Annotated in this window: 23 protein-coding genes and 5 tRNA genes; 10 read left to right on the top strand and 18 right to left on the bottom strand. The window is 55.5% G+C overall.

Going from position 1 to position 24,708, the window contains the following annotated elements; translation table 11 throughout:
• The 6 genes from GXP72_RS22520 to GXP72_RS01115 all read right to left on the bottom strand — a co-directional run.
• Positions 1 to 284 (bottom strand): EF-Tu/IF-2/RF-3 family GTPase (locus tag GXP72_RS22520; RefSeq protein WP_244319952.1); only part of this gene is annotated, 284 nt, incomplete at its 3' end.
• Positions 285 to 319: 35 nt separating this feature from the next.
• Positions 320 to 754, bottom strand: a complete 435-nt coding sequence (locus GXP72_RS22515; protein WP_244319935.1) for a GTP-binding protein — start codon at positions 752 to 754, stop codon at positions 320 to 322.
• 118 nt (positions 755 to 872) lie between these two features.
• A tRNA-Thr gene (locus tag GXP72_RS01130) sits at positions 873 to 948 on the bottom strand.
• A 6-nt stretch (positions 949 to 954) separates the two neighbouring features.
• A tRNA-Gly gene (locus GXP72_RS01125) sits at positions 955 to 1,029 on the bottom strand.
• Between the two features lie 117 nt (positions 1,030 to 1,146).
• Positions 1,147 to 1,231: transfer RNA gene (locus tag GXP72_RS01120), tRNA-Tyr, on the bottom strand.
• Between the two features lie 8 nt (positions 1,232 to 1,239).
• Positions 1,240 to 1,315 (bottom strand) — tRNA-Thr (locus GXP72_RS01115).
• Between the two features lie 317 nt (positions 1,316 to 1,632).
• Here GXP72_RS01115 and coaA point away from each other — a divergent pair.
• Positions 1,633 to 2,583, top strand: a complete 951-nt coding sequence (gene coaA, locus GXP72_RS01110) for a type I pantothenate kinase (RefSeq protein ID WP_021242480.1) — start codon at positions 1,633 to 1,635, stop codon at positions 2,581 to 2,583.
• 42 nt (positions 2,584 to 2,625) lie between these two features.
• Here the strand turns inward: coaA and dppF are convergent, their stop codons facing one another.
• From dppF to GXP72_RS01065, 9 genes are all read right to left on the bottom strand, one after another.
• Positions 2,626 to 3,639, bottom strand: coding sequence for a dipeptide ABC transporter ATP-binding subunit DppF (gene dppF, locus GXP72_RS01105; RefSeq protein WP_023309965.1), 1,014 nt, complete (start codon positions 3,637 to 3,639; stop codon positions 2,626 to 2,628).
• The gene (dppD, locus tag GXP72_RS01100) at positions 3,636 to 4,619 is read right to left on the bottom strand and encodes a dipeptide ABC transporter ATP-binding protein (protein WP_008502772.1); all 984 of its coding nucleotides are present in this window, start codon (positions 4,617 to 4,619) and stop codon (positions 3,636 to 3,638) included. The genes dppF and dppD overlap by 4 nt, the downstream gene beginning before the upstream one ends.
• Positions 4,620 to 4,629: 10 nt before the next feature.
• Positions 4,630 to 5,532 (bottom strand): dipeptide ABC transporter permease DppC, encoded by a 903-nt coding sequence (dppC, locus tag GXP72_RS01095; RefSeq protein ID WP_024909088.1) that lies wholly within the window; start codon positions 5,530 to 5,532, stop codon positions 4,630 to 4,632.
• A 9-nt stretch (positions 5,533 to 5,541) separates the two neighbouring features.
• Complete coding sequence (gene dppB / locus GXP72_RS01090) at positions 5,542 to 6,561, bottom strand: dipeptide ABC transporter permease DppB (protein WP_024909087.1); 1,020 nt, start codon at positions 6,559 to 6,561, stop codon at positions 5,542 to 5,544.
• Positions 6,562 to 6,722: 161 nt separating this feature from the next.
• Positions 6,723 to 8,330, bottom strand: a complete 1,608-nt coding sequence (gene dppA, locus GXP72_RS01085; RefSeq protein ID WP_023334096.1) for a dipeptide ABC transporter periplasmic-binding protein DppA — start codon at positions 8,328 to 8,330, stop codon at positions 6,723 to 6,725.
• Between the two features lie 620 nt (positions 8,331 to 8,950).
• Positions 8,951 to 9,027 (bottom strand) — tRNA-Pro (locus tag GXP72_RS01080).
• A 91-nt stretch (positions 9,028 to 9,118) separates the two neighbouring features.
• Positions 9,119 to 10,810, bottom strand: a complete 1,692-nt coding sequence (eptB, locus tag GXP72_RS01075; protein ID WP_024909086.1) for a kdo(2)-lipid A phosphoethanolamine 7''-transferase — start codon at positions 10,808 to 10,810, stop codon at positions 9,119 to 9,121.
• Between the two features lie 254 nt (positions 10,811 to 11,064).
• A complete protein-coding gene (locus GXP72_RS01070; RefSeq protein WP_024909085.1) occupies positions 11,065 to 12,267 on the bottom strand; it encodes an MFS transporter in 1,203 nt (400 codons plus the stop codon).
• Between the two features lie 238 nt (positions 12,268 to 12,505).
• Positions 12,506 to 13,204 (bottom strand): autotransporter domain-containing protein, encoded by a 699-nt coding sequence (locus GXP72_RS01065; RefSeq protein WP_024909084.1) that lies wholly within the window; start codon positions 13,202 to 13,204, stop codon positions 12,506 to 12,508.
• Between the two features lie 162 nt (positions 13,205 to 13,366).
• Between GXP72_RS01065 and tag the strand changes: the two genes are divergently transcribed.
• On the top strand, positions 13,367 to 13,948 hold the full coding sequence (gene tag / locus GXP72_RS01060) for a DNA-3-methyladenine glycosylase I (protein WP_024909083.1): 582 nt from the start codon (positions 13,367 to 13,369) through the stop codon (positions 13,946 to 13,948).
• The gene (locus GXP72_RS01055; protein WP_024909082.1) at positions 13,926 to 14,372 is read left to right on the top strand and encodes an N-acetyltransferase; all 447 of its coding nucleotides are present in this window, start codon (positions 13,926 to 13,928) and stop codon (positions 14,370 to 14,372) included. The genes tag and GXP72_RS01055 overlap by 23 nt, the downstream gene beginning before the upstream one ends.
• Here the strand turns inward: GXP72_RS01055 and GXP72_RS01050 are convergent.
• Positions 14,335 to 16,614: a molybdopterin guanine dinucleotide-containing S/N-oxide reductase gene (locus tag GXP72_RS01050; protein WP_061716272.1), complete on the bottom strand. Its 2,280-nt coding sequence runs from the start codon at positions 16,612 to 16,614 to the stop codon at positions 14,335 to 14,337. The genes GXP72_RS01055 and GXP72_RS01050 overlap by 38 nt on opposite strands.
• Positions 16,615 to 16,826: 212 nt before the next feature.
• Between GXP72_RS01050 and GXP72_RS01045 the strand changes: the two genes are divergently transcribed.
• From GXP72_RS01045 to ghrB, 6 genes are all read left to right on the top strand, one after another.
• Positions 16,827 to 17,489 (top strand): OmpA family lipoprotein, encoded by a 663-nt coding sequence (locus GXP72_RS01045; RefSeq protein ID WP_024909080.1) that lies wholly within the window; start codon positions 16,827 to 16,829, stop codon positions 17,487 to 17,489.
• A gap of 145 nt (positions 17,490 to 17,634) precedes the next feature.
• Positions 17,635 to 18,651 carry a LacI family DNA-binding transcriptional regulator gene (locus GXP72_RS01040; protein ID WP_109845849.1) on the top strand — a complete coding sequence of 339 codons (1,017 nt, stop codon included), beginning with the start codon at positions 17,635 to 17,637 and terminating at the stop codon, positions 18,649 to 18,651.
• A 103-nt stretch (positions 18,652 to 18,754) separates the two neighbouring features.
• Complete coding sequence (locus tag GXP72_RS01035) at positions 18,755 to 19,504, top strand: xylose isomerase (protein WP_032650802.1); 750 nt, start codon at positions 18,755 to 18,757, stop codon at positions 19,502 to 19,504.
• Positions 19,505 to 19,507: 3 nt separating this feature from the next.
• On the top strand, positions 19,508 to 20,446 hold the full coding sequence (locus tag GXP72_RS01030) for a sugar kinase (protein WP_024909078.1): 939 nt from the start codon (positions 19,508 to 19,510) through the stop codon (positions 20,444 to 20,446).
• Positions 20,447 to 20,575: 129 nt separating this feature from the next.
• Positions 20,576 to 21,856, top strand: a complete 1,281-nt coding sequence (locus GXP72_RS01025; protein ID WP_061716177.1) for an MFS transporter — start codon at positions 20,576 to 20,578, stop codon at positions 21,854 to 21,856.
• Positions 21,857 to 21,882: 26 nt separating this feature from the next.
• Positions 21,883 to 22,857 (top strand): glyoxylate/hydroxypyruvate reductase GhrB, encoded by a 975-nt coding sequence (gene ghrB, locus GXP72_RS01020; RefSeq protein WP_090420459.1) that lies wholly within the window; start codon positions 21,883 to 21,885, stop codon positions 22,855 to 22,857.
• A 58-nt stretch (positions 22,858 to 22,915) separates the two neighbouring features.
• Here ghrB and cspA read toward each other — a convergent pair whose 3' ends face one another.
• Together cspA and GXP72_RS01010 are read right to left on the bottom strand one after the other, a co-directional pair.
• Positions 22,916 to 23,128: an RNA chaperone/antiterminator CspA gene (gene cspA / locus GXP72_RS01015; RefSeq protein ID WP_003860775.1), complete on the bottom strand. Its 213-nt coding sequence runs from the start codon at positions 23,126 to 23,128 to the stop codon at positions 22,916 to 22,918.
• A 245-nt stretch (positions 23,129 to 23,373) separates the two neighbouring features.
• On the bottom strand, positions 23,374 to 24,084 hold the full coding sequence (locus GXP72_RS01010) for a DUF3053 domain-containing protein (protein ID WP_024909075.1): 711 nt from the start codon (positions 24,082 to 24,084) through the stop codon (positions 23,374 to 23,376).
• A 331-nt stretch (positions 24,085 to 24,415) separates the two neighbouring features.
• Here GXP72_RS01010 and GXP72_RS01005 point away from each other — a divergent pair, with 331 nt between their 5' ends.
• Entirely contained in the window at positions 24,416 to 24,703 is a 288-nt protein-coding gene (locus tag GXP72_RS01005) for an HTH-type transcriptional regulator (RefSeq protein WP_008502755.1), read from the top strand.
• Positions 24,704 to 24,708: the final 5 nt, after the last annotated feature.

Below are 24,708 nucleotides of genomic sequence, written 5' to 3'. Positions count from 1 at the left end.
GTCACGTCAGTTGTACGGAAGTAGAACTGTGGACGGTAGCCTTTGAAGAACGGAGTATGACGGCCGCCTTCGTCTTTGGACAGGATGTACACTTCAGATTCGAACTTGGTGTGTGGCTTGATTGAGCCTGGCTTCGCCAGAACCTGACCACGTTCGATTTCTTCACGTTTGATACCACGCAGCAGAACACCAACGTTCTCACCAGCACGGCCTTCGTCCAGCAGTTTGCGGAACATTTCAACGCCAGTACAGGTAGACTTCGCAGTCTCTTTGATACCAACGATTTCAACTTCTTCGCCAACTTTGATGATACCGCGCTCTACACGACCGGTAACAACAGTACCACGACCGGAGATGGAGAATACGTCTTCGATTGGCAGCAGGAATGGCTTGTCAATCGCACGCTCTGGTTCTGGGATGTAAGAATCCAGGAAGCCAGCCAGTTCGATGATTTTCGCTTCCCACTCGCACCGGTGATCATGTTTTTAACATAGTCGGCGTGGCCTGGGCAGTCTACGTGTGCGTAGTGGCGAGTCGGGGTGTCGTACTCAACGTGAGAGGTGTTGATGGTGATACCACGAGCTTTTTCTTCTGGTGCGTTATCGATCTGGTCGAATGCGCGAGCAGAACCACCGTAGGTTTTTGCCAGAACGGTAGTGATTGCAGCGGTCAGCGTTGTTTTACCATGGTCAACGTGGCCGATAGTACCGACGTTAACGTGCGGTTTTGTACGTTCAAACTTTTCTTTAGACATCGATTGTCCCTCTAAGACACGGATAAATCGGTGATATCACCACATCAACCAGGCGAAATGCCTGAATTGTTGAATACAGTAAAATTGAAACAGAGAGAAACGGGAAGGAGAAGTGAAGTGGTGCTGATACCCAGAGTCGAACTGGGGACCTCACCCTTACCAAGGGTGCGCTCTACCAACTGAGCCATATCAGCACGTATTGGAGCGGGCAGCGGGAATCGAACCCGCATCATCAGCTTGGAAGGCTGAGGTAATAGCCATTATACGATGCCCGCATCCTGAAACTCGGCTACCCAGTTCTTTCTGTAACAAAAAAAGAGATTTCTCTCTTTTTCAGTTTGAGCTGGCTAATTTTTCCAACCAGCTCCGGCGGCATTTACGCTGCCAGAAAGTGGTGGTGGGGGAAGGATTCGAACCTTCGAAGTCTGTGACGGCAGATTTACAGTCTGCTCCCTTTGGCCGCTCGGGAACCCCACCGGACTTGATGGTGCCGACTACCGGAATCGAACTGGTGACCTACTGATTACAAGTCAGTTGCTCTACCTACTGAGCTAAGTCGGCATCAAGTAGCGCGCATTCTATGGATACCTGCGCGGTCATGCAACTAAAAATTTGCATAAAACGTTCTTTCGCTCACATTTTATGCGAACGAAGCGCTAAGCGCTGTAAAAGTAGACATTACGGGTCAAATAATCAACATGCACGCGTGATTTACACCGTATACACCATAGCGTGACGGCTTCCGCGTAACGCAGCGCTATCCATCTTTTTTCTTATTATTCCTGCCATCTGGTGTTAACCTCCTGCCCATTGTCCAAAATTAACTGTGTGATGAGCCACGATCCGGCAGTATAGCGCTGGCTCACTGAAGCATGCTTATGAGCAAAAAAGAGCAAACGTTAATGACGCCTTATCTTCACTTTAACCGCAGCCAGTGGGCTGCCCTGCGTGATTCCGTCCCTATGACGCTGACGGAAGGTGAAATCGCACGGTTAAAAGGGATAAACGAAGATCTGTCCCTGGAAGAGGTGGCAGAAATTTATCTCCCCCTCTCTCGCTTGCTTAACTTCTATATCAGCTCGAACCTGCGCCGCCAGGCTGTGCTGGAGCAGTTTCTCGGGACGAACGGTCAACGCATTCCTTATATCATTAGTATCGCAGGCAGCGTGGCCGTGGGTAAAAGTACCACCGCGCGTGTCCTGCAGGCGCTGTTGAGCCGCTGGCCGGAACACCGCAGCGTGGAGCTGATCACCACCGACGGCTTCCTGCACCCGAACGAAGTGTTAAAAGAACGCGGGCTGATGAAGAAGAAGGGCTTCCCGCTCTCTTATGATATGCACCGTCTGGTGAAATTTGTCTCTGACCTGAAATCCGGCGTGCCGCACGTGACTGCGCCAGTCTATTCGCATCTGATCTACGATCGCATCCCGGGTGGGGATAAAACGGTGGTCCAGCCGGACATCCTGATTCTGGAAGGTCTGAACGTACTGCAAAGCGGGATGGACTATCCTCACGATCCGCATCACGTCTTCGTCTCGGATTTCGTCGATTTCTCTATCTATGTCGATGCGCCGGAAGACCTGCTGCAGAACTGGTACATCAACCGTTTCCTGAAGTTCCGCGAAGGGGCGTTCACCGACCCGGACTCCTATTTCCACCATTACGCCCAGCTTTCTGAAGAAGAAGCGATCAATGTGGCAACGGGGCTGTGGAATGAGATCAACTACGTGAACCTCAAAGAGAACATCCTGCCGACGCGCGAGCGCGCGAGCCTGATCCTCACCAAGAGCGAGAAGCACGCCGTCGACCAGATTCGCCTGCGGAAATAATCAAGCAGACATAAAAAAACCGGCTTAGCGCCGGTTTTTTCGTTATGCCTGTGGCTTCTCGCCATTTTCATCCTGATCGACCGCGAAGCAGGCAACCAGTTGGCCGCCATAATCCTTCAGTTGCGGCTGTAGCTGGGTGCAGGGGCCAAAACGACGGCTGCAGCGGGCGTTGAATGCACATCCCGGCGGCGGATTCAGCGGACTTGGCAGTTCACCCGTCAGCTTAATGCGCTCGCGACGATCGTCCGGGTTGAGACGCGGCGTCGCAGACAGCAGCGCCTGGGTGTACGGGTGGCGAGGGTTATTAAAGATCTGGTCTTTGGTCCCCTTCTCCACGCAGCGCCCCAGGTACATCACCATTACCTCATCAGCAATATGCTCCACCACCGACAGGTCGTGGGAGATGAACACGTAAGACAGCCCCAGCTCCTGCTGGAGATCCATCATCAGGTTCAGTACCTGCGCACGCACGGATACGTCGAGCGCGGAGACCGGCTCATCGGCAATCACCACGTCCGGATCGAGCATCAGCCCGCGAGCAATCGCGATACGCTGACGCTGGCCGCCGGAGAACATGTGCGGATAGCGATCGTAGTGCTCGGTTTTGAGGCCGACCTTCGCCATCATCGCCAGCGCTTTTTCACGACGCTGCTCCTTGCTCAGATTACTGTTGATCAGCAGCGGCTCTTCCAGAATCTGTCCGACTTTTTTACGCGGGTTCAAAGAACCATACGGGTTCTGGAACACAATCTGGATTTTCTGGCGGCGCAGCTTCTGCGCCTGCGGATCGTGCTTGAGCAGATCCTGCCCCTGATAATAAAGCTCCCCGCCGGTCGGCACTTCAATCATCGTCAGCAGACGGCCCAGCGTGGATTTACCGCAGCCTGACTCCCCCACCACCGCCAGCGTTTTACCGCGTTCGAGGTTAAAAGAGACGCCGTCCAGCGCTTTCACCAGGCGTTCAGGGGCAAACAATCCCTTCTTCACCGGGTAGTATTTTTTCAGATCGATGGCCTGCAACAGCGGTTGTTGCGTGGTGGCCTGTTGCGTACTCATAGTGTTGGCCTCCCGGCATCATCGAGTGGGTAGTGGCATTTCGACTGACGACCGTCAGCCAGCTGGTTCAGCTCTGGCTCTTCTGCCCGGCATTTGTCCGTCGCATACGGACAGCGCGGATTGAGCAGACAGCCCTGCGGACGGTCATATTTACCCGGCACCACACCCGGCAGCGACGCCAGGCGCGCTTTATCCTGGGCAAACTCCGGCAGCGCGCGTAAAAGCGCCTGGGTATACGGGTGACGCGGCGCGCGGAAGATATCGTGCGAATTTCCGGTCTCGACCACCTGGCCGGCATACATCACGATGATTTTGTGCGCGGCTTCGGCCACCAGCGCCAGATCGTGCGTAATCAGCACCAGCGCCATGTTCTCTTTCTGCTGCAGCTCCAGCAGCAGTTCGATGATCTGTGCCTGGATGGTCACATCCAGCGCCGTCGTCGGTTCATCCGCAATCAGCAGTTTTGGTCGACAGGCAATCGCCATCGCGATCATCACGCGCTGGCTCATCCCGCCGGAGAGCTGGTGCGGGTAAACGTCCAGACGCGAAGCCGGGTCAGGAATACCCACCTGGTTGAGCAGATCGATCGCGCGCTGACGACGGGTTTTCTTATTCCCGCCCTGATGCACCTTAATCGCTTCCATAATCTGGAAACCGACGGTGTAGCATGGGTTCAGGCTGGTCATCGGATCCTGGAAAATCATCGCCACTTCCGCGCCCACCAGCTGGCGGCGCTGTTTTTCAGAAATGCGCTTCAGGTCCTGACCGTTGAACTGCAGGTTTTCCGCCATCACGCGGCCCGGGTAATCAATCAGCCCCATGATCGCCAGTGAGCTCACTGACTTACCTGAACCGGACTCCCCGACGATACCAACCACTTCGCCCTGATTTACGCTGTAGCTGATGCGGTCCACGGCGCGAAACGGAGTGCCTTCGTCGCCAAAGTGCACCGATAATTTATCTACATTTAATAACGCCATCTCGTGCCTCTTACTGCTTCAGTTTGGGATCAAGCGCATCACGCAGGCCATCACCCATCAGGTTAAATGCCAGTACCGTCAGCAGGATTGCCAGACCCGGGAAGGTGACAACCCACCAGGCGCTTTGTGCGAACTGCAACACGTCGGAGAGCATGGTGCCCCACTCCGGTGTTGGCGGCTGCGCACCCATGCCCAGGAAGCCAAGAGCGGCCATATCAAGAATGGCGTTAGAGAAACCGAGCGACGCCTGAACAATCAGCGGCGCAAGGCAGTTAGGGAAGATATTAACGAACATCTGGCGCATCGCACCGGCACCCGCCACGCGAGACGCGGTGACGTAATCGCGGTTCACTTCCACCAGCACCGCCGCGCGGGTTAAACGCACGTAGTGAGGAAGCGCCACGAAGGTCAGCGCCAGCGCGGCGTTACCGATCGACGGGCCGAAGATCGCCACCAGCACCAGCGCCAGCAGCAGGCTTGGCAGCGCCAGCATGATGTCGACGATACGCATGATGATGTTATCAACGATGCCGCCGAAGTAGCCGGCAACCAGGCCGAGTACGACGCCCATGATCAGCGACAGCACAACAACCAGGCAGCCGACCAGCAGCGACAGACGCGCGCCGTACATGAGACGGGACAGCACATCGCGCCCCACATCATCGGTACCCAGCAGGTGCGCCAGGCTGCCGCCATCCTGCCACGCAGGTGGCGCAAGCAGCGCATCGCGGAACTGATCCGCCGGGTTATACGGCGCAAGCACGTTTGCAAACACCGCAATCAGGATCATGATTGCGACATACACCAGCCCTACCACCGCGCCTTTGTTGCGCTTGAAGTAGTGCCAGAACTCCTGCATCGGCGTCATCGGAACCGGTGCAGCAACAACTTTGTTTTCAGAAACCTGTGACATGATGGCCCCTTACTTCTTATGACGAATACGCGGGTTCACCACGCCGTACAGCAAATCGACCAGCAGGTTGACGAGGATAATCATCGTCGCGACCAGCAGTACACCGCCCTGCACTACCGGATAATCACGGCGCTGCAGCGCGTCAATCAGCCAGCGTCCCAGGCCCGGCCATGAGAAGATGGTTTCGGTCAGGATCGCCCCCGCCAGCAACGTCCCCACCTGGAGACCGATAACGGTCACAACCGGCAGCATGGCGTTACGCAGCGCATGGACGATAATGACGCGCATACGCGTCAGGCCCTTGGCGCGGGCGGTGCGGATGTAATCCTCGCCCAGCACTTCCAGCATCGATGAACGGGTCATACGTACGATCACCGCCAGAGGAATGGTGCCCAGCACCATGGCAGGCAGGATCATATGCGCGACGGCATCCATGAAGTTACCCTCTTCACCCCAGATAGCCGTATCAATCAGCATAAAGCCGGTGAGCGGGTTGGTGTCATCCAGGAAAACCATATCGCTGACGCGCCCGGAGACCGGTGTCAGGTTAAGCTGCACCGAGACCAGCATGATCAGCATCATGCCCCACCAGAAGATAGGCATGGAGTAGCCGGTCAGCGCCAGGCCCACGGCGGTATGGTCGAAAATAGAGCCACGCTTGACGGCAGCCAGTACCCCGACAGGAATACCCACCGCAGTGGCGAAAATCATGGCGCAGACGCCAAGCTCCAGTGTCGCTTTAAAACGCGGCACGAACTCGTCCCACACCGGAAGACGGCTTTTCAGCGAAATCCCTAAATCACCGTGCAACACGCCCCATATATAGTGGAGGTACTGCTGCCACATCGGCTTATCGAGACCGAGTTCCGCCAGCAGCTGTGCATGGCGCTCAGGGGAAATACCACGCTCGCCCGCCATAATCATTACCGGGTCGCCGGGGATCATATGGACGAAGGCAAAAGTGAGAAGGGTGATACCGATAAACGTGGGGATAACAAGTCCCAGACGTCGGAGGATGAACTGCAACATAACCCGGATTCTCTCTGATGACGCACGACCAGTGGCGTGACGTCTGTATTGCTCACAAATGTAAATTCCCTCTCCCTTCGGGAGAGGGTTAGGGTGAGGGGATGCATGCACGCCCCTCACCCCTGCCCTCTCCCAGAGGGAGAGGGAGAACACCCTACTTATTATTCAACAGATACGTTTTCGAAGTGGTGTTTGCCCAGTGGATCAACCACGTAGCCCTTCACTTCTTTACGCACTGGCTCGTACACGGTGGAGTGAGCAACAATCAGCGCCGGAGCCTGATCGTGCATAACAACCTGAGCCTGCTTGTACAGTTCAATACGTTTGTTGTGATCGTCGGTCGCACGCGCCGGCTGGATCAGGTCTTCAAACGGCTTGTAGCACCAGCGAGAGTAGTTAGAACCGTCTTTTGCCGCCGCGCAGCTGAACAGGGTGGCGAAGAAGTTGTCCGGATCCCCGTTATCACCGGTCCAGCCCATCATGACTGCCTGGTGCTCACCCGCTTTGGCGCGCTTCAGGTACTCGCCCCACTCGTAGGTCACAATCTTGGCCTGAACGCCAATCTTAGCCCAGTCAGCCTGAACCATTTCTGCCATACGGCGTGCGTTCGGGTTGTACGGACGCTGTACCGGCATCGCCCACAGCTCAACGGTGAAGCCTTTATCCTGGCCCGCTTCTTTCAGCAGCGCTTTCGCTTTCTCAGGATCGTAGCTGTAGTCTTTAACGTCGTCGTTATAGCCCCACATGGTTGGTGGGATCAGGTTTTTGGCTGCAACGCCTGCACCCTGGTAAACCGCCTTGATGATCGCTTCTTTGTTCACCGCGTAGGTCAGCGCCTGACGCACTTTCACGTCATCAAACGGTTTCTTCTCGGTGTTGAAGGAGAGATAGCCCACGTTCAGGCCAGCCTGCTCCAGCAGGTTGATGTTCTTGTCCTGCTTCATGCGGGCGATGTCAGCCGGGTTCGGGTACGGCATCACCTGGCATTCATTTTTCTGCAGTTTTGCGTAACGCACTGACGCATCAGGCGTGATGGAGAAGACCAGGCGGTCGATCTTCGGCTTGGTGCCCCAGTAGCCTTCGAACGCTTTATACAGAATGCGGGAATCTTTCTGGTACTGCAGCAGTTGGAATGGACCGGTACCGATTGGGTTCAGGTCGACTTTCTCCGGCGTACCGGCTTTGAGCATGTTGTCCGCATACTCTTTAGAGAGGATTGAGGCGAAGTCCATGGCCAGGTCAGCCAGGAACGGTGCTTCCGGACGCGTCAGCACGAACTGAACGGTATTATCGTCCACTTTTTTCACTTCAGAGATTAGGTCCGGCAGACCCATCCCTTCGAAGTATTCATAGCTGCCGCCAGACACTTTGTGGTACGGGTTCTGGGCGTTTTTCTGACGGTCGAAGGAGAACACCACGTCGTCGGCGTTAAAGTCACGCGTTGGTTTGAACTCTTTGCTGTCCTGCCACTTCACGCCCTGGCGCAGGTGGAAGGTATAGGTTTTACCGTCTTCGCTGACGTCCCACTTCTCGGCCAGACCCGGAATCACTTCCGTGGTACCGGTTTTGAATTCAACCAGACGGTTATAGATCGGTACAGAGCTTGCGTCGTAAGTCGTACCAGAGGTAAAGAGCTGTGGGTTAAAGCCTTCCGGCGAGCCTTCAGAACAGTAAACCAGGGTTTTTGCCTGTACGCTTGCTGCCACGGTCATAGCCACCAGGCTCAGACCAAGCTTCAGCATCCCTGACTTCTTCAAGGAAATACTCATTATTCTGCTCCAATGTGATGTTTTGCTTTGTTGTGTTACGCCGCCAGACCTTTATTTATTTTTTACCCGGTCCGGTCGGTGATGCCCGAAGGCTTTAAAGGGATGGAGAATCCTTTCAGAAGAGCGTTTGAGTTGCAGCGCAGATCGTCCCTGAAATGCCCCTCATGCCCTACAATCTGTCAACAGAATGTGAAAACGTCAATACAGGTGACGGGGATTTACGCTGAGTGTGAGAAACCGCAAACAAAGATTAAAAAAACTATGTACGCCAGTTTTCAGCAGGGAAATTTATGCTACTCGCCATCTGGCAGCACAAGCCTCTTCATATTTCTCAACAATCAGTGATTAACTTTTATTCAGAATGGGTAAATTTTCTTGCAGAATGGTGATTATCTGAGCACTAAATACCGCGAACGTTAAAACGCACAGCGAAAAATGCTGAGGTTATCCATAAGCAACGCGAAAAAAGATCAATCTATATATAAAAAAATACAATGGATTATGTCACAAAATCGTTAACAGGCAGGTGGAAGCAGGTCTAAGGGGCGTTTTGGATACTCTGACGAGATAAGGTCATAATGCAAAAAGGGCTAACCTTACGGTTAGCCCTTTTCAGAATGTGGTCGGCGAGAGAGGATTCGAACCTCCGACCCACTGGTCCCAAACCAGTTGCGCTACCAAGCTGCGCTACTCGCCGAATGCGGAGCGCATCTTACTGCTGAGGTGCGCCCCCGTCAATCCCTTATTTTCAAAAAGCCATTCAACTGGCGATATTCTCGCCAGAGCAGCTACTGCGCGGCTTTTGCGGTGTTATCAGGGAGTTTGCACCAGTTGTTGTTTTCGTTAATCCCACCATTCGGTGAGGTATAGCCGAGACAACCCATAATGGTGTCGTACAGCTCAACGTGACGACGCGGCACCTTCATCTCCGCCTCTTTCTTCAGTTGAGCAAACATCTTCGCTTTCTCCGGGTCTTCCAGATACTTGTCAGACATCCACACCATCATCGGTACACGGAACTGCTCCGGCGGTGCCATCTTGCGCGGCGTACCGTGCAGATGCTCATACTCATTGATGGATTCACCGTGGTCCGCCGCATAGAACACAATCGCTTTCTTATCACGTACCTGGTCAATCACCGAATCAATAAAGTGATCCACATACAGCACGGAGTTGTCGTAGGAGTTGATCAGCTGCGCTTTGGTACAGTCTTTATCCACCCCGACGCACTCAGGCTTCCATTTGGCAAAGTTACGTGGGTAACGTTGGGTGTAGTTAAAGTGCGACCCTTTGGTATGAAGGATAATCAGATGCTTACCATCAGGATTATCGCTCAGGGACAGTTTCATCTCATCAATCAGCAGCATGTCATCGACAGATTTGCCACGGTTACGCGGCTCTGCACCGATCTGCTCACGGTATGCAATGTTCTGCGCCATGGTATTGCTGTAGAACCACATTTCGCTCTGCATCGCATAGAGGGCAGACGTGAACCCAAGCTGATGCAGCACCGAGAAGACGTTTTGCTCTTTCAGCGTACGCTGCGGGTTGTCGCTCGCCCCGCCCTCGCGCACAAACATACAGCGCAGTGAGAGCTTGGTGGCGGTATCACAAGAATAGCCACGGTAGGCAATCAGGTTTTTCTCCTGCGCCAGTTTCGGCGTGGTATCACGGTTATAGCCAAGAATACCCATATGATCCCAGCGCGTGGTTTCTCCGATAATAAAGACGACATAGGTATCGTCGATATCTTTTGGTGCGACGTAGGTAAACTTCTTCACCGGGTTCATCAGCGATTTGTTACCAGAGGATTCATCCACCTGCGCCCACGCATACAGCCCCAGCGCGGAAATCCAGTTAGACGGTAAATACGAGTTCGCCACTACACCGCCGTAGCTTGGCATATCCACGCCTGAGGTACGCTCATCATGCTTTTGCTTCACTTCCAGCAGACGAATTGGTCCCCAGACCATCAAACCGGCCAGCAGGACTATCGCGACGCTTCTGAAACGTTTGCCTGGCGTGCGAATCTGGTGCACTAGCGTGTACCGGCAACGGTTGCTCCAGATGAGCAGCAGCGGTAAGGCACTGACGGCTACCAGCCAGAGAATAAAGTGCAGCCCTACAACCTCTTTAGAGAGGTCGATATCCGTGGTCATCACTGAGGCAATAATGCCGTAGCCAATCACCACGTTCATAAAGGTCATGTAATAGCTGGCACCCGCCGAGCACAGCACGATAAACGTAGCCAGCACTCGCCACACGCGACGGCCAAACAGGGTAAGAATACGGAATAAAAAGAAGGTGACCAGTACAGCAGCGACCAATTCGACAACCGCTGCAATTCCTTTCCAGACGGTAAAATCATGCGCGTAACCGTCAAACCGACGGATGAAAACTGCGCCATTCATAAACAGGCCGATGTACAACGCCAGCAAAAAGCAGAGCTTTTGTTGTGCCATCGATTTAATGTATTTCATGCAAACTACCCGGAAAAAGGGACGAAATCACCGATCATTTTTGTTTTAAAAATGAATAGGTTAAAGAATCGCTTAAGAAGTCGTTATCGGAAACGTCTACCCGCGTGGTAAGTAGACCACAGGGAAAAGAAAAAGTGGCAGCAGAGTGTGTGATCGGTACAGATATTTACAAAAAATTAAGAACGAGACGGTTTAGCCAGATCATCAGTTTTTACACAAGAAAAAGGCCGGATAACCGGCCTTTTTCATCGTCATTAAGCATGCACCTCTTTGAACACTTCGCGCTGCGGCTGACGAATCGTGGTCGAGAGCGCCAGGGAGATAATCAGCAAGGCAAATATCACGCAGAAGGTCACGTAGAACCCGCCGAACAGGGAGGCAATCAGCGAGCCGCAGATACTGCCGATCCCGAAGCCCAGATAGATAACGCCGTAGTTTTTCGCCAGATTGTTCAGGCCAAAGAACTCGCTCACCAGTGACGGGAAGACGGTAATGGTGCCGCCGAAGTTAAAGGCCACGCAGGCAATCGCCGCGAAGAAGGTGGCTTCATTCAGCGGAGCGAACAGCAGCGCCGCCATACCGACCAGCGAAACCACCTGCCCAATCGTAATCACGCGGATGCGGGCAATTTTGTCAGACAGAATACCGAGGACGAGACGACCCGAGAGGTTAGCAATGGAAATCACGGTCACCGCGTTGGCCGCCGTGGCTGCATCCAGTTTCACCATCCCCTGCGCGATATCTTTCGCCACGCCGATGACATACAGACCGCTCATGCAGGCCGTCAGGAACATCACCGCCAGCATCCAGTACTGTGGCTTACGCATGGACTGCGCGAGGGTAAAGTCGTTCTCCACCACGCCGTTCACGGATTTAACCTCCTGCTGCGGCGCATCTTTCATCAGCGTGGAGCCGAACAGAATCATCACCAGAACAATTGCGCCCCAGATCATAAAGGTTTTTTCGAGGCCAACGGACGCCAGCAGGTGAGAGTCGATAAATTTGAACCCGAGGCTACCCAAGCCGTAAGAACCAATGGCAAACGCGGAAATTAAGCCTTTACGTTCCGGGAACCACTTCACGCAGTTTGACAGCGTCAGCAGGTACCCCGCGCCATCGGCCAGCCCCACCAGCACGCCGGCGCTCAGCCACAGCATCATCAGGTTGCTGGAATGCGCCGTCAGGAAAAAGCCCAGCCCCAGCAGAATGCCGGACGCCATGGTCACGCGCTTCACGCCAAAACGCTCCTGCAGCTTGCCCGCGACGGAAGACGAAATCGCCAGACCCAGGCTCAGCAGACCAAAGGAGAACGCGACCTGGCTGACCGGGGCGCCGAGTTTGTCGGAAAGCGCGCTGTTAAACAGGCTCCAGGTATAGACCGACCCCAGCGCAAACTGGGTGACGATGGTACCAAAGAGCGTGAGCCAGCGCGTGCGGTTATAAGTTGGTGTGTTCATGGCAGTTGTCCTGCAAGAGAAATTAAGGAAGTTCGCTGAGGACAACGATAAACAAAACCTTAATATGCCTGGGGTAAAACGGCATGAAATGCAGGCGGAACGGAATGAAATGCCTGGAATCGGGAATGAATGACCTGGCATGGGAATAAAGCGATAGCGTGTTAGTATCTGCTATCGCTGTAAGGCCCGTGGTTGTTGTATTCGAGATGTTATCGTAACGTTTAAAAAAGTAACAACTCTAGAAATTTGCGCTGACGCCAAGGGTGTATAAAAACTCCTCACCGGTGGAGGTGTGTTCCCCCTGAGCCAGCGACGCATACGCCGCCATGTGCGTATTAAATGGAATATCCGTTCCCACGGTGACATCCATCCAGCTACCGTTTTGGGCAGGGGCTGGCGTTTGCGGCATGCCAAACTGCGATTTCCACTGGTTTTCACCAAACTGCTGGTTATAGCTGATCTGCGCCCAGGGACGGAGATCGCCGTACTGGGTATTCACACGCCACCCCAGCGTGCTGACGCTGGCATGCCAGAGCGGGTCGGTGAGCGCCTGCGTCGACGCGCCATCACCAAACTCGTTGATCATCATCGGAGCCGTGCCATCGTACCGCCACGCCACTACCGGCCCGGTGGTGATACGCGCTGAAACCGGAAAATTCCAGCCCACGCTCATCGCCCCCTCCGTGGTGCTGCCTGACGGAATATTCAGGGCAAGACCTGGCGCGTTTTGCGAAGACTGGATACGCTCCGCAAGAATATCCTCATAACGCGGTTGGTGATCCGCGTCCCATGTATAGCGTTCCGCCGTATTATTTTGGGCGTCTGAAACGATATATTCCTGTTGCCAGGCAGACGCCGTATTACAAAAAAACAGGCAGGCTGAAATTCCCACCAGGCCAGAAGCAGCATGGCGACCACTGATTTTTTTTATCATCATCAACGCGACCCCAGAGAGAGCCGAATTCGGCGATATTTGTCGTTATTCAGGAAGACTTTAGAGAGCATATAGCCCTGTATTAACTATTGTCTTTATAGTAAACACGTCAAGCCAGTCAGAACGAAATTTTTGCGAAATCAGTATCAATAAGGGAGATGACGGATGGAACGTTGCGGTTGGGTGAGCCAGGATCAGCTTTATATCGACTATCACGATCGGGAATGGGGCGTGCCCGAAACGGATGGCAAAAAGCTCTTTGAGATGATCTGCCTGGAGGGCCAGCAGGCGGGGTTATCGTGGATTACGGTATTGAAAAAACGCGAAAACTATCGCAACGCCTTTCACCAGTTCGATCCTGTCGCCGTCGCTGCGATGACCGATGAGGACGTCGAGCGACTGGTGCAGGATGCCGGCATCATCCGCCATCGCGGTAAGATCCAGGCCATCATCGGTAACGCACGCGCTTATCTGGCGATGGAGCAAAACGGCGAATCATTTTCAGATTTTGTCTGGACGTTTGTGAACAACGATCCACAGGTTACCCAGGCCGCCACGCTCGCGGAAATCCCGGCCTCCACCCCGGCCTCGGATGCGCTCTCGAAGGCCCTGAAAAAACGCGGCTTTAAGTTTGTCGGCTCCACCATCTGCTACGCCTTTATGCAGGCCTGTGGCCTGGTCAACGACCACGTTACCGGCTGCTTCTGTCATCCGGGAGGCCATCATGATCCGCAAATGGCAAAGTGAAAATACCGCGCCGCTTCTGAGCCTGTGGCTTGAAAGCACCACGGAAGCACATCCGTTTATCGAGCCGGGTTACTGGAAAGAGAACGAGGCCATGGTGCGGGATGTTTACCTGCCGTCAGCCGAAACCTGGGTCTGGGAACAGGATGGCAAACCTTGCGGATTTATCAGCGTGATGCAGTCTCAGTTTGTCGGCGCGCTGTTTGTCGCACCGTCATGCATCGGGAAAGGCATCGGGCGCGCGCTGCTGAACTATGTTCAACAGCGCTTCCCGCACTTAAGCCTGGAGGTGTACCAGAAAAATGTTCGGGCGGTGAACTTCTACCATGCGCAGGGCTTTCGCATTGAAGACAGCGCCTGGCAGGATGACACCCAGCACCCGACGTGGATCATGAGCTGGCAGGCGGATCAAACGCCGTTAAGGTAAGCGCGGGCCCCTGATATTTCTCGACCCAGGCCAGGGCCGTATTCCCTGCGCAACCGTTCCCCAGCTTCGAGCTGGGGAGATCTTTGGTCAGCACGTTAACCGCCCCGTTTTTACAGATACCGCCTTCGGCAAGCTCAAGGTCAGGCCATGCGCCCTGATGAATACAGATCACGCCCTGTTTAATCCCGTCGCTCACCACCGCCCCTGCCAGCACCTGCCCGCGCGAGTTCCAGACGCGCACCACGTCGCCGTCCGCAATCCCGCGGGCTTGCGCATCGAGGGTATTCAGCGTGATCGGCTCTCGCCCGGCGACCGCATACCGCTCGCGCAGAGAGGTATAGTTAAGCTGGCTGTGCAAACGGTGCGCGGGATGCGCTGACAACACCTGCAGCTGCTCCGGCTGGGCGTTACCATGCCACTCGTCCGGCTCAAGCCACATAGGGTGTGGCGGGCAGTCGGCATAGCCAAAGCTGGCGATGCGCTCGCTGTGGATCACAATCTTTCCGCTCTCGGTTTTCAGCGGGTGGTTCTCGGGGTCGCGGCGGAAATCGGCAAAACGGACAAACTTCGCGTTCTGTTCACTCTCCGGCATCTCGACGATCTGGTTCGCCTCCCAGAACTCAGCAAAGGGCGGAAGCGTCACGCCCTGCGCCGCGCCGCGCTGTCCGGCAATCTGGTAGAAGGTCTCCAGCCATTGCAGATCGCTTTTCCCTTCGGTAAAACGCGCGCGACCGCCCGCTTCCCACAGCTCGCTCAGTTCAGCAAACACGTCAAAATCATCACGTGCTTCATCTCGCGGGGCCACTACGCGCTTCATCGGGACCATATGCTGGTTGCTGTAGTCGCCGGTCATGGTGAGATCGTTACGCTCAAACGAGGTGGTCGCCGGCAGCACAATATCTGCATGCTTAGCCGAGCCGGTCCAGAAGCACTCTGAAATCACCACCAGCTCCGGCTTTTGCCAGGCGCGGATCAGGCGGTTGGTATCCTGATGGTGCGTGAAGTTCGACCCGCCCGCCCACCAGACAAATTTAATATCCGGGAAGTGGCGGTCCAGACCGTTGTGCTGATAAAAACCGCCCGGATTCTCCAGGGCTTCAACAATACGCGCCACCGGGATTTTATCCACAGCATCCACGCCGCCCTGCACCGAGCCTTGCAGAGACGCCAGCACCGCCGCTTTACGCGTGGGGTTACCGCCATTGGCAAAATGATAGGAGAGACCAAAACCGCCGCCCGGCGTACCGATCTGCCCAAGCATCGCGGCAAGGGTCACCAGCATCCAGTGTTTTTGCTCGCCAAACTGCTGGCGCTGCATCCCCCAGCCGGACATTAACATCGTGGTGTTTTTATGGAACAACGCCGCCAGTTCGCGGAGTTTTTCCGCTGTAACGCCACAAATCGCTGCTGCCCACTCTGCCGTTTTCGCCACCCCATCGGACTGGCCCGTCAGGTAGTCGGCGAATTTATCGAAGCCGGTGGTACAGCGCGTCAGGAATTCGACATCGTGCCAGCCGTTTTCGACCAGCGTATGGGCGATACCCAGCATCATTGCCACGTCGGTGCCCATATGGGGGGCAATCCACTCGGCGCTGTCGCCGAAGAAATCCATGGTTTCAGAGCGCATGGGGTCAATGCAGATGATGCGCTTGCCGCTTTTGCGCAGCGCGTCGAAATACCCAATGCCTTGCTCGTCGCTGGCATTCCAGGCAATTTTCAATGTGTTAAGGGGGTTAGCGCTCCAGAGCACGACCACATCGGTATGCTCCAGCACCAGCGGCCAGCTGGTCTGCTGCTGGTACACTTCGTTCCCCCCCACGACGTACGGCATGATCGCCTGCGCCGCACCGGTGGAGTAATCCCCCAGATGACCGGTATAGCCTCCCGCCAGGCTCATATAGCGCTGCAGCAGCGTTGAAGCCTTATGCAGAACCCCGTTAGAACGCCAGCCGTAGGACCCGGCGAAAATGGACGACGGACCGTAACTGTCGCGAATGCGCTTGTGCTGGGCGTGGATAAGCGCCAGCGCGTCATCCCAGCTCACGCGAACAAACTCATCCTGACCGCGAACTCCCTGCGGCTTGTCCGGCGAGGCCAGAAAACCTTTACGCACCATCGGCCAGCGCACGCGCGTTTTGCTATGCACCTGATCGCGAACGACGGTCTGTAACGAGTTGGGATGTTGGGTTGGCAGTGCCCCGCGGGACGACAGAACATTTTCGCCATCAGTTTCGACCAGCATCGGTCCCCAGTGGGCGGCGGTCAGAATGGTTTTCGTTGAGGTGCTCAAGCGTGCGCTCCTGGTTGCGTGCAGGTTTTACGGCCTTCTTGCTGAGGCAGTTTATGGTTTGTCACAAATTTCAGAGTTATACCCGGAATTTTCTCCGTATCTGGACGTCATAATCAACTGCCACGCTCGCCGTGGCAAAGAATAAAAAGGATTAAGGAAAGAAGATGAAAAAACGCGTACTCGTTATTGCCGCTCTGGTGAGCGGTGCCCTGGCTGTTTCTGGCTGCACAACCAACCCTTACACCGGTGAACGCGAAGCGGGTAAATCCGGCATTGGCGCAGGTATCGGCTCGCTAGTCGGCGCAGGCGTTGGGGCGCTCTCCTCCTCCAAGAAAGACCGCGGCAAAGGCGCGCTGATTGGCGCAGCGGCAGGCGCAGCGCTTGGCGGCGGCGTAGGCTATTACATGGACGTGCAGGAAGCGAAGCTGCGCGACAAAATGAAGGGAACCGGCGTGAGCGTGACGCGCAGCGGCGATAACATCATCCTGAACATGCCGAACAACGTGACCTTCGACAGCAGCAGCGCAACGCTGAAACCGGCGGGTGCGAATACCCTGACCGGCGTGGCGATGGTGCTGAAAGAGTACAACAAGACCGCTGTAAACGTGATGGGCTACACCGACAGCACCGGCAGCCAGGATCTGAACATGCGTCTGTCCCAGCAGCGCGCCGATGCCGTGGCCAGCTCGCTGATCACCCAGGGCGTTGAAGCGAACCGCATCCGCACCAGCGGCATGGGCCCTGCCAACCCTATCGCCAGCAACAGCACGGCGGAAGGCAAAGCGCAGAACCGCCGCGTTGAGATCACGTTAAGCCCAATTCAGTAATCGCATTTCCCCCTCTCCCCGTGGGAGAGGGTTGGGGTGAGGGCACCAGACCGCACCCCAGGTAAGCGCAGCGCCACCGGGCAAATTACTTGATTCGTCCGATTTTCCCGCTAAGGTATTCTCACTAAATTCAGGGAAATCAGCGATGAGCAAACCAGCCCGGGCCACCATCAGCGACGTGGCGAAAGCCGCCAAAACCGGTAAAACCAGCATTTCGCGCTACCTCAATGGCGAGAAACACCTGTTGTCCGACGCATTGCTGGCGCGTATTGAACAAGCCATTGCCGATCTCGACTATCGTCCCAGCCTCATGGCGCGCGGGCTTAAACGCGGTCGCACCCGCCTTATCGGGCTTATCATCGCCGATATCACCAACCCCTATTCCGTGAACGTGCTTAGCGGTATTGAAGCCGCCTGTCGCGAGAAGGGTTTCACGCCGCTGGTCTGTAATACCAACAACGAAGTCGATCAGGAGCTGCATTACCTCGACCTGCTGCGCAGCTATCAGGTGGAAGGGATCGTGGTTAACGCGGTGGGCATGCGCGAAGAGGGGTTAAACCGCCTGCAGCAATCCTCCCTGCCGATGGTCCTTATCGACCGTAAAATCCCGGAATTTGCCTGCGATGTGGTCGGGCTGGATAACACCCAGGCCGCCACGACCGCCACCGAACATCTGATTGAGCAGGGCTTCGAGGCCATTCTGTTTCTGAGTGAACCGCTGGGGATGGTCAACACCCGTCGCGAGCGCCTGAGCGCATTTCGCACCACGCTGGAGCGATATCCCGGCGTGATCGCCGAAAATGCCGAAACGCCGCTTCACGAGGCGGGGCAGCTCGACAACACCCTGCGTCAGTTCCACACGCGCCATCGCGGGATGCGCAAAGCCGTTATATCAGCCAACGGAGCGCTGACGCTCCAGGTCGCCCGCTCGCTCAAGCGTATTGGCCTGCACTGGGGCAGCGATATCGGTCTGCTGGGGTTTGATGAGCTGGAGTGGGCGGAGCTGGCCGGCGTCGGCATTACGACACTCAAACAACCCACCTGGCAGATTGGCTATGCTGCTGTTGAACAAGTGGTTCGTCGTATTGAAGGCACCAGCGATGCCGTTCGCGAGCAGGTCTTCTCCGGCGAGCTGATCGTTCGCGGCTCCACCGCACGTTAAATTTCCCTTGTGATAGCGATCATAAATTCAACATCCTGACCTTTTCTTTGGAACCGGTTCCATCTAGCGTAATAGTATTGATATGTTGCGATGGAGTCCGAAGATGGGCAGGAAAATTATGGTGGTCACCGCCGCGTACGGTGCGGAACAGGTGCGACAGGCGGGCGGTCAGCGGGCGATGCTGCCCGTTATTGCAGGCGCAGGGGCAGACGGCGTGGAGATCCGCCGGGAACTGTTCAGCAGCGACGAGCTGCTGGCGCTGCCGGCGCTGGGAGAATCCATTGAGCTGCTCGGCCTGCTGGCGTGCTACTCCGCCCCCGCCGCCCTGTTTATGCCCGACGGCACCCTCAACCCGGACCTGACCCACTATCTCTCTGAGGCCAGCACCCTGAACGCCCTGTGGCTGAAGGTTTCCCTCGGCCATTTCCGCGACGCGCAGCCTCTCGACGCCCTGCGTAGCCTGCTGAACGCAAGCGGCATGGTGCTGGTCGTGGAGAACGATCAGACCGACTGCGGACAGCTCGCCCCCATGCAGCGCTTCCAGGCCGCTTGCCGGGAAATGGCGCTCCCCGTCACGCTGACCTTCGACATGGGCAACTGGCTGTGGGTTGGCGATTCGCCTGAAGAAGCCGCACGTCATCTGGCCCCTGCGGTGAGCTATATCCACGTTAAAGCCGCCGTGCCGCATAAAGATAACTTCCGCGCCGTGGCACCGGACCACGCCGATGCGCGCTGGCTGGATCTGCTCGGCCAGCTCCCTGCCGATGCCCCACGCGGGATCGAGTTCCCGCTGGAAGGGACGGATTTAACCGCCGTTACCCGCCATTACGTCAACCTGCTGCGCGAGGAGTAAATCATGCACAAGACGCTGGATGTCATCACGATCGGCGAAGCCATGGCGATGTTTGTCGCCACTGAAACGGGCGAACTGAGCGCGGTAGAGCACTTTATCAAGCGCGTCGCAGGCGCAGAGCTCAACGTCGCGACCGGCCTGGCGCGTCTCGGCCTGAACGTGGGCTGGGTCAGCCGCGTGGGGGATGACAGCTTTGGCCATTTCGTTCTCGATTCGCTGAAAAAAGAGGGTATCGATGCCGCAGGCGTGACCCTTGACGGACGCTTCCCTACCGGGTTTCAGCTTAAATCCAAGGTCGAAAATGGAACCGATCCCATTGTGGAGTATTTCCGCAAAGGATCGGCCGCAAGCCACCTCTCTGTTGCGGATTACCACGCAGACTATTTCGCCTCCGCGCGCCACCTGCACCTGAGCGGCGTGGCGGCAGCGCTCTCTGCCAGCTCGTATGAACTGTTGGATCATGCGGCAGCCACTCTGAAAGCCCAGGGAAAAACGATCTCGTTCGATCCTAACCTGCGTCCGGTGCTGTGGAAAAGCGAAGCGGAAATGGTCGAGAAACTGAACCGTCTGGCGTTCAGAGCGGACTGGGTTCTGCCGGGGCTGAAAGAAGGGATGATCCTGACGGGTGAAAATACGCCGGAAGGCATTGCTGATTTCTATCTGAATAAAGGGGTAAAAGCGGTAGTGCTGAAGACCGGTGCCGATGGCGCATGGTTCAAGACGGCCAACGGCGAACAGGGCGCGGTCGCGGCGGTGAAGGTTGAGAACGTTGTCGACACGGTCGGCGCGGGCGACGGTTTTGCCGTCGGCGTAATTAGCGCCCTGCTGGAAGGCAAAACGCTGCAGCAGGCCGTCGCGCGGGGCAACAAGATTGGCTCGCTGGCCATTCAGGTGCAGGGCGACAGCGAAGGATTACCCACCCGAGCAGAGCTTAACGAATAAACATTCCCCTCACCCCGCCCCTCTGGGGAGAGGGTTAGGGTGAGGGGGCATAAATCGCACTCAACAAAACAAACCACCGTGTACCCTACAGACAACGGCGGTAACAACCTCAACAACAGAGGCAAGCCTATGAACAGTTCGACCAATGCAGTAAAACGCTGGTGGTACATCATGCCAATCGTGTTTATCACGTACAGCCTGGCGTACCTTGACCGTGCCAACTTCAGCTTCGCGTCCGCGGCCGGGATCACAGAGGACCTTGGCATCACCAAAGGAATCTCCTCCCTGCTGGGTGCCCTTTTCTTCCTGGGCTACTTCTTCTTCCAGATCCCCGGCGCGATTTATGCGGAACGCCGCAGCGTGCGTAAGCTGATCTTCATCTGTCTGATCCTGTGGGGCGCCTGCGCGTCACTGACCGGCATGGTGAACAATATTCCTGCCCTGGCCGCCATTCGCTTTATCCTCGGCGTCGTTGAGGCGGCGGTTATGCCCGCGATGCTGATCTACATCAGCAACTGGTTTACCAAATCTGAACGCTCGCGCGCGAATACCTTCCTGATCCTCGGTAACCCGGTCACGGTACTGTGGATGTCGGTGGTGTCCGGCTACCTGATCCAGTCCTTCGGCTGGCGCGAAATGTTTATCATCGAAGGGGTGCCGGCGATTATCTGGGCCTTCTGCTGGTGGGTGCTGGTGAAAGATAAACCTGCCCAGGCGAAATGGCTTTCCGAAGATGAAAAAGCGGCGCTGCAGGCGCAGCTGGACAAAGAACAGCAAGGTCTGAAGGCGGTACGTAACTATGGTGAAGCCTTCCGCTCGCGTAACGTAATCCTGCTCTGCGCGCAGTACTTTACCTGGAGCATTGGCGTGTACGGTTTTGTGCTGTGGCTGCCGTCCATTATCCGCAGCGGCGGTGAAAACCTCGGCATGGTCGAAGTAGGCTGGCTGTCATCCGTACCGTATCTGGCGGCAACCATCGCGATGATTATCGTCTCCTGGGCGTCGGACAAGCTGCAGAACCGCAAGCTGTTTGTCTGGCCGCTGCTGCTGATTGCTGCCTTCGCCTTTATTGGCTCCTGGGCCGTGGGCGCAAACCATTTCTGGGCCTCTTATACCCTGCTGGTGATTGCCGGTGCGGCCATGTACGCCCCTTACGGACCGTTCTTTGCCATCATCCCGGAGATGCTGCCGCGTAACGTTGCGGGTGGTGCAATGGCATTGATTAACAGCATGGGTGCACTGGGCTCGTTCTGCGGCTCCTGGTTCGTCGGTTACCTGAACGGTGCTACCGGCAGTCCGTCCGCATCGTACGTCTTTATGGGGGTGGCGCTTTTCGCCTCGGTGTGGCTTACTCTGGTTGTTAAGCCTGCTAATAATCAACAACACCCTGTCGGCGCTCGACACGCCTGAATCCTTAAAAATCAACGGAGATTAGCATGAAGCCGTCCGTCATTTTGTATAAAGCACTGCCGGAAGATCTGCAGAAACGTCTTGAAGAACACTTCACCGTCACCCAGGTGAAGAACCTGCGCCCGGAAACCGTGGCACAGCACGCCGACGCGTTCGCCAGCGCCGAAGGCCTGCTGGGTTCAAGCGAGAAAGTGGATGTCGCCCTGCTGGAGAAAATGCCGAAGCTTCGTGCTACCTCTACTGTTTCCGTGGGTTACGACAACTTTGATGTGGACGCCCTTAACGTCCGCAAGATCCTGCTGATGCATACGCCGCATGCCCTGACGGAAACCGTGGCTGACACGCTGATGGCGCTGATGCTCACCACGGCCCGTCGCGTAGTGGAAGTCGCCGAGCGCGTCAAAGCGGGCGAGTGGACAAAAAGCATTGGTCCGGACTGGTTCGGCGTGGACGTTCACGGTAAAACGCTGGGCATTGTCGGTATGGGGCGTATCGGGCTGGCACTGGCGCAGCGCGCGCATTTTGGTTTTAACATGCCGATTCTGTATAACGCGCGTCGCCACCATAGTGAAGCCGAAGAACGCTTCAACGCCCGTTACTGCGAGCTGGATACCCTGCTGCAGGAGGCCGATTTTGTCTGCCTTGTCCTGCCGCTGACGGACGAAACCCGTCATCTGATTGGCAAAGAAGCGTTTAAGAAAATGAAGCAGTCAGCCATTTTCATCAACGCGGGTCGTGGCCCGGTGGTAGATGAGAAGGCGCTGATTGAGGCCCTGCAGAACGGTGAGATCCATGCAGCAGGTCTGGACGTCTTTGAGCAGGAGCCGCTGCCGGTGGATTCGCCACTGCTTTCGCTGCCTAACGTGGTTGCGTTGCCGCACATCGGCTCAGCCACCCATGAGACGCGCTACAACATGGCGGCCACTGCGGTCGATAATCTCATCGCCGCCCTTAGCGGAAAGGTGGAGATAAACTGCGTGAACCCGCAGGTGCAACGATAGAAACGAAAAAACCCGCCAGAAGGCGGGTTTTTGAATTTTGTGCTACTGGGTTGGAAGCTTACAGGCTTACAACGTTACCAGCTGCTGGGCCTTTAGCGCCGCTTTCGATGGTGAAGGACACTTTCTGACCTTCGTCCAGAGATTTGTAGCCATCGTTCTGGATAGCAGAGAAGTGTACGAACACGTCTTTAGAGCCATCGTCAGGAGTGATGAAGCCGAAACCTTTATCAGCGTTGAACCATTTAACCAGACCAGTCATTTTAGCAGACATAGAAATTACCTTATTAACAAATATATTGTGCCTTCCGGCTTGATGGATTGCGTTACAGATTTTTAAGCGATGAAGGAAGGGTCACAACGAAGGGTATCTATGGATAACAATCTGGACTGCTTTACTAAACTGCTTTAGGTCTGTGTAACAAACCGACGGGGATAGTTATACCGATGTGGTAGAGGAATGACAAGCGTTATTTTCGCTATGCATAAAAAACCCCGCCAGAAGCGGGGTTTTTCGGTTTATTCTGTGGCAGTGACTGCGGCACTCCAGGCCTGGCTAAAGGCCTGATGCTGGGAGGCCAGCGGCCCAATCAGCGTATTGTACTGGCTTGCCTGCTGCGAGGTCGGGAACTGAATACCGTTGGCAACAAAGCTCACCTGCGTATTCTGCTGGGCGATAAAGTCACCCACCTGGACCAGCTGCTGCGTGAAGATTTGCGCGGCCGGGATCAGCGGTTGCAGCGCTTCAGACGGCTTGGTCACCACTTTCTCATACACTTTGTCGAAGACCGGTTTGAGATCGTCGCCCTGCTTCAGCGCAGAACGTGACGCGTCAGCCTGCATTTTCGCATTCTGCAACTGCTGGCTCAGCACGCCAAGCGCACCGTTGGACTGGCGAAGCGGTTCACGCTGCGTCATATAATCCTGCGGAACGCGAATGGCGTTCACGCTATCCACCACGGGACGGATACCGGAATCCATCGCCTGGCTCACCTGCTGTGAATAACCATATAGAATGGCGTAATCGGACACGAAGGGGCCAAACTGTTTTTTCTGATCCGCAGTCAGCGTCGGCAACCGTTCGCCGCTGCGCATCACTGTATTCTGCAGAAAATCGATAAACGCTTTGCGCTGATCGCCTTCTTTATCAAAACACCCACTCAGGCTAACAACCATCAACAACGCCGCAATAGGCGCAAACCAGCGAGAGCAGGACTTTCCTGTCGCCATTTTATTACTCCTTTCACCCAAAAAAGCGCACACCGGCACACGCGTGCCCGACGCTGACAAGGATAGTCCAGGTCAGCCTTGCAAGATACTCTTTTCATGCAAAACGGCTATTGCCGATTTATTTCTTACCATTTACAAAAAAATACCTGGCGAAGCCGACATATGACTAATCAGGGAATTAGCATAACTATCCATATTGCTGAATCGGATACAGCGATCGTTACCGCACGATTAATCACACCCGTGACGATCCTGGGTTGGTATTAGGGACTATTCTTAATTGGCTCTCTGATGTTCTTGATCACGATGTGAGATTTAAGAGGAGTCCTCAATGGAATATAAAGATCCTGAGTTTGAACTGCTGAGCAGTCTGGAACAGATCATTTTTAAAGATGTACCGCAGACGATTACCCTGCAACAAAAATCCAATCCCTTTACAGAATATGAGCAATTGCGCAAAGGGACAGGACTGAAAACGGAAGAATTCGCCAGAGCGATGGGTGTCAGCGTGGCTATGGTGCAGGAGTGGGAGTCAAAACGAGAGAAACCCACCCCAACCGAGTTAAGGCTGATGCGCCTGATTCAGGCCAACCCTGCACTCAGCAAACAGATAGCGTAGTGAAG

Source organism: Enterobacter sp. SES19 (assembly GCF_011765665.1).
Classification (GTDB): Bacteria; Pseudomonadota; Gammaproteobacteria; order Enterobacterales; family Enterobacteriaceae; genus Enterobacter; species Enterobacter pseudoroggenkampii.
The sequence above is the reverse complement of the archived record's forward strand: the minus strand, read 5'-3'. Positions and strand labels throughout refer to the sequence as shown.

Excerpts from the sequence above, each read along its gene's own strand:
- GXP72_RS22515 (WP_244319935.1), bottom strand. The coding sequence starts at position 754 with ATGTCTAAAGAAAAGTTTGAACGTACAAAACCGCACGTTAACGTCGGT.
- coaA (WP_021242480.1), top strand. The coding sequence starts at position 1,633 with ATGAGCAAAAAAGAGCAAACGTTAATGACGCCTTATCTTCACTTTAAC.
- dppF (WP_023309965.1), bottom strand. The coding sequence starts at position 3,639 with ATGAGTACGCAACAGGCCACCACGCAACAACCGCTGTTGCAGGCCATC.
- dppD (WP_008502772.1), bottom strand. The coding sequence starts at position 4,619 with ATGGCGTTATTAAATGTAGATAAATTATCGGTGCACTTTGGCGACGAA.
- dppC (WP_024909088.1), bottom strand. The coding sequence starts at position 5,532 with ATGTCACAGGTTTCTGAAAACAAAGTTGTTGCTGCACCGGTTCCGATG.
- dppB (WP_024909087.1), bottom strand. The coding sequence starts at position 6,561 with ATGTTGCAGTTCATCCTCCGACGTCTGGGACTTGTTATCCCCACGTTT.
- dppA (WP_023334096.1), bottom strand. The coding sequence starts at position 8,330 with ATGAGTATTTCCTTGAAGAAGTCAGGGATGCTGAAGCTTGGTCTGAGC.
- eptB (WP_024909086.1), bottom strand. The coding sequence starts at position 10,810 with ATGAAATACATTAAATCGATGGCACAACAAAAGCTCTGCTTTTTGCTG.
- GXP72_RS01070 (WP_024909085.1), bottom strand. The coding sequence starts at position 12,267 with ATGAACACACCAACTTATAACCGCACGCGCTGGCTCACGCTCTTTGGT.
- GXP72_RS01065 (WP_024909084.1), bottom strand. The coding sequence starts at position 13,204 with ATGATGATAAAAAAAATCAGTGGTCGCCATGCTGCTTCTGGCCTGGTG.
- tag (WP_024909083.1), top strand. The coding sequence starts at position 13,367 with ATGGAACGTTGCGGTTGGGTGAGCCAGGATCAGCTTTATATCGACTAT.
- GXP72_RS01055 (WP_024909082.1), top strand. The coding sequence starts at position 13,926 with ATGATCCGCAAATGGCAAAGTGAAAATACCGCGCCGCTTCTGAGCCTG.
- GXP72_RS01050 (WP_061716272.1), bottom strand. The coding sequence starts at position 16,614 with ATGCTGGTCGAAACTGATGGCGAAAATGTTCTGTCGTCCCGCGGGGCA.
- GXP72_RS01045 (WP_024909080.1), top strand. The coding sequence starts at position 16,827 with ATGAAAAAACGCGTACTCGTTATTGCCGCTCTGGTGAGCGGTGCCCTG.
- GXP72_RS01040 (WP_109845849.1), top strand. The coding sequence starts at position 17,635 with ATGAGCAAACCAGCCCGGGCCACCATCAGCGACGTGGCGAAAGCCGCC.
- GXP72_RS01035 (WP_032650802.1), top strand. The coding sequence starts at position 18,755 with ATGGGCAGGAAAATTATGGTGGTCACCGCCGCGTACGGTGCGGAACAG.
- GXP72_RS01030 (WP_024909078.1), top strand. The coding sequence starts at position 19,508 with ATGCACAAGACGCTGGATGTCATCACGATCGGCGAAGCCATGGCGATG.
- GXP72_RS01025 (WP_061716177.1), top strand. The coding sequence starts at position 20,576 with ATGAACAGTTCGACCAATGCAGTAAAACGCTGGTGGTACATCATGCCA.
- ghrB (WP_090420459.1), top strand. The coding sequence starts at position 21,883 with ATGAAGCCGTCCGTCATTTTGTATAAAGCACTGCCGGAAGATCTGCAG.
- cspA (WP_003860775.1), bottom strand. The coding sequence starts at position 23,128 with ATGTCTGCTAAAATGACTGGTCTGGTTAAATGGTTCAACGCTGATAAA.
- GXP72_RS01010 (WP_024909075.1), bottom strand. The coding sequence starts at position 24,084 with ATGGCGACAGGAAAGTCCTGCTCTCGCTGGTTTGCGCCTATTGCGGCG.
- GXP72_RS01005 (WP_008502755.1), top strand. The coding sequence starts at position 24,416 with ATGGAATATAAAGATCCTGAGTTTGAACTGCTGAGCAGTCTGGAACAG.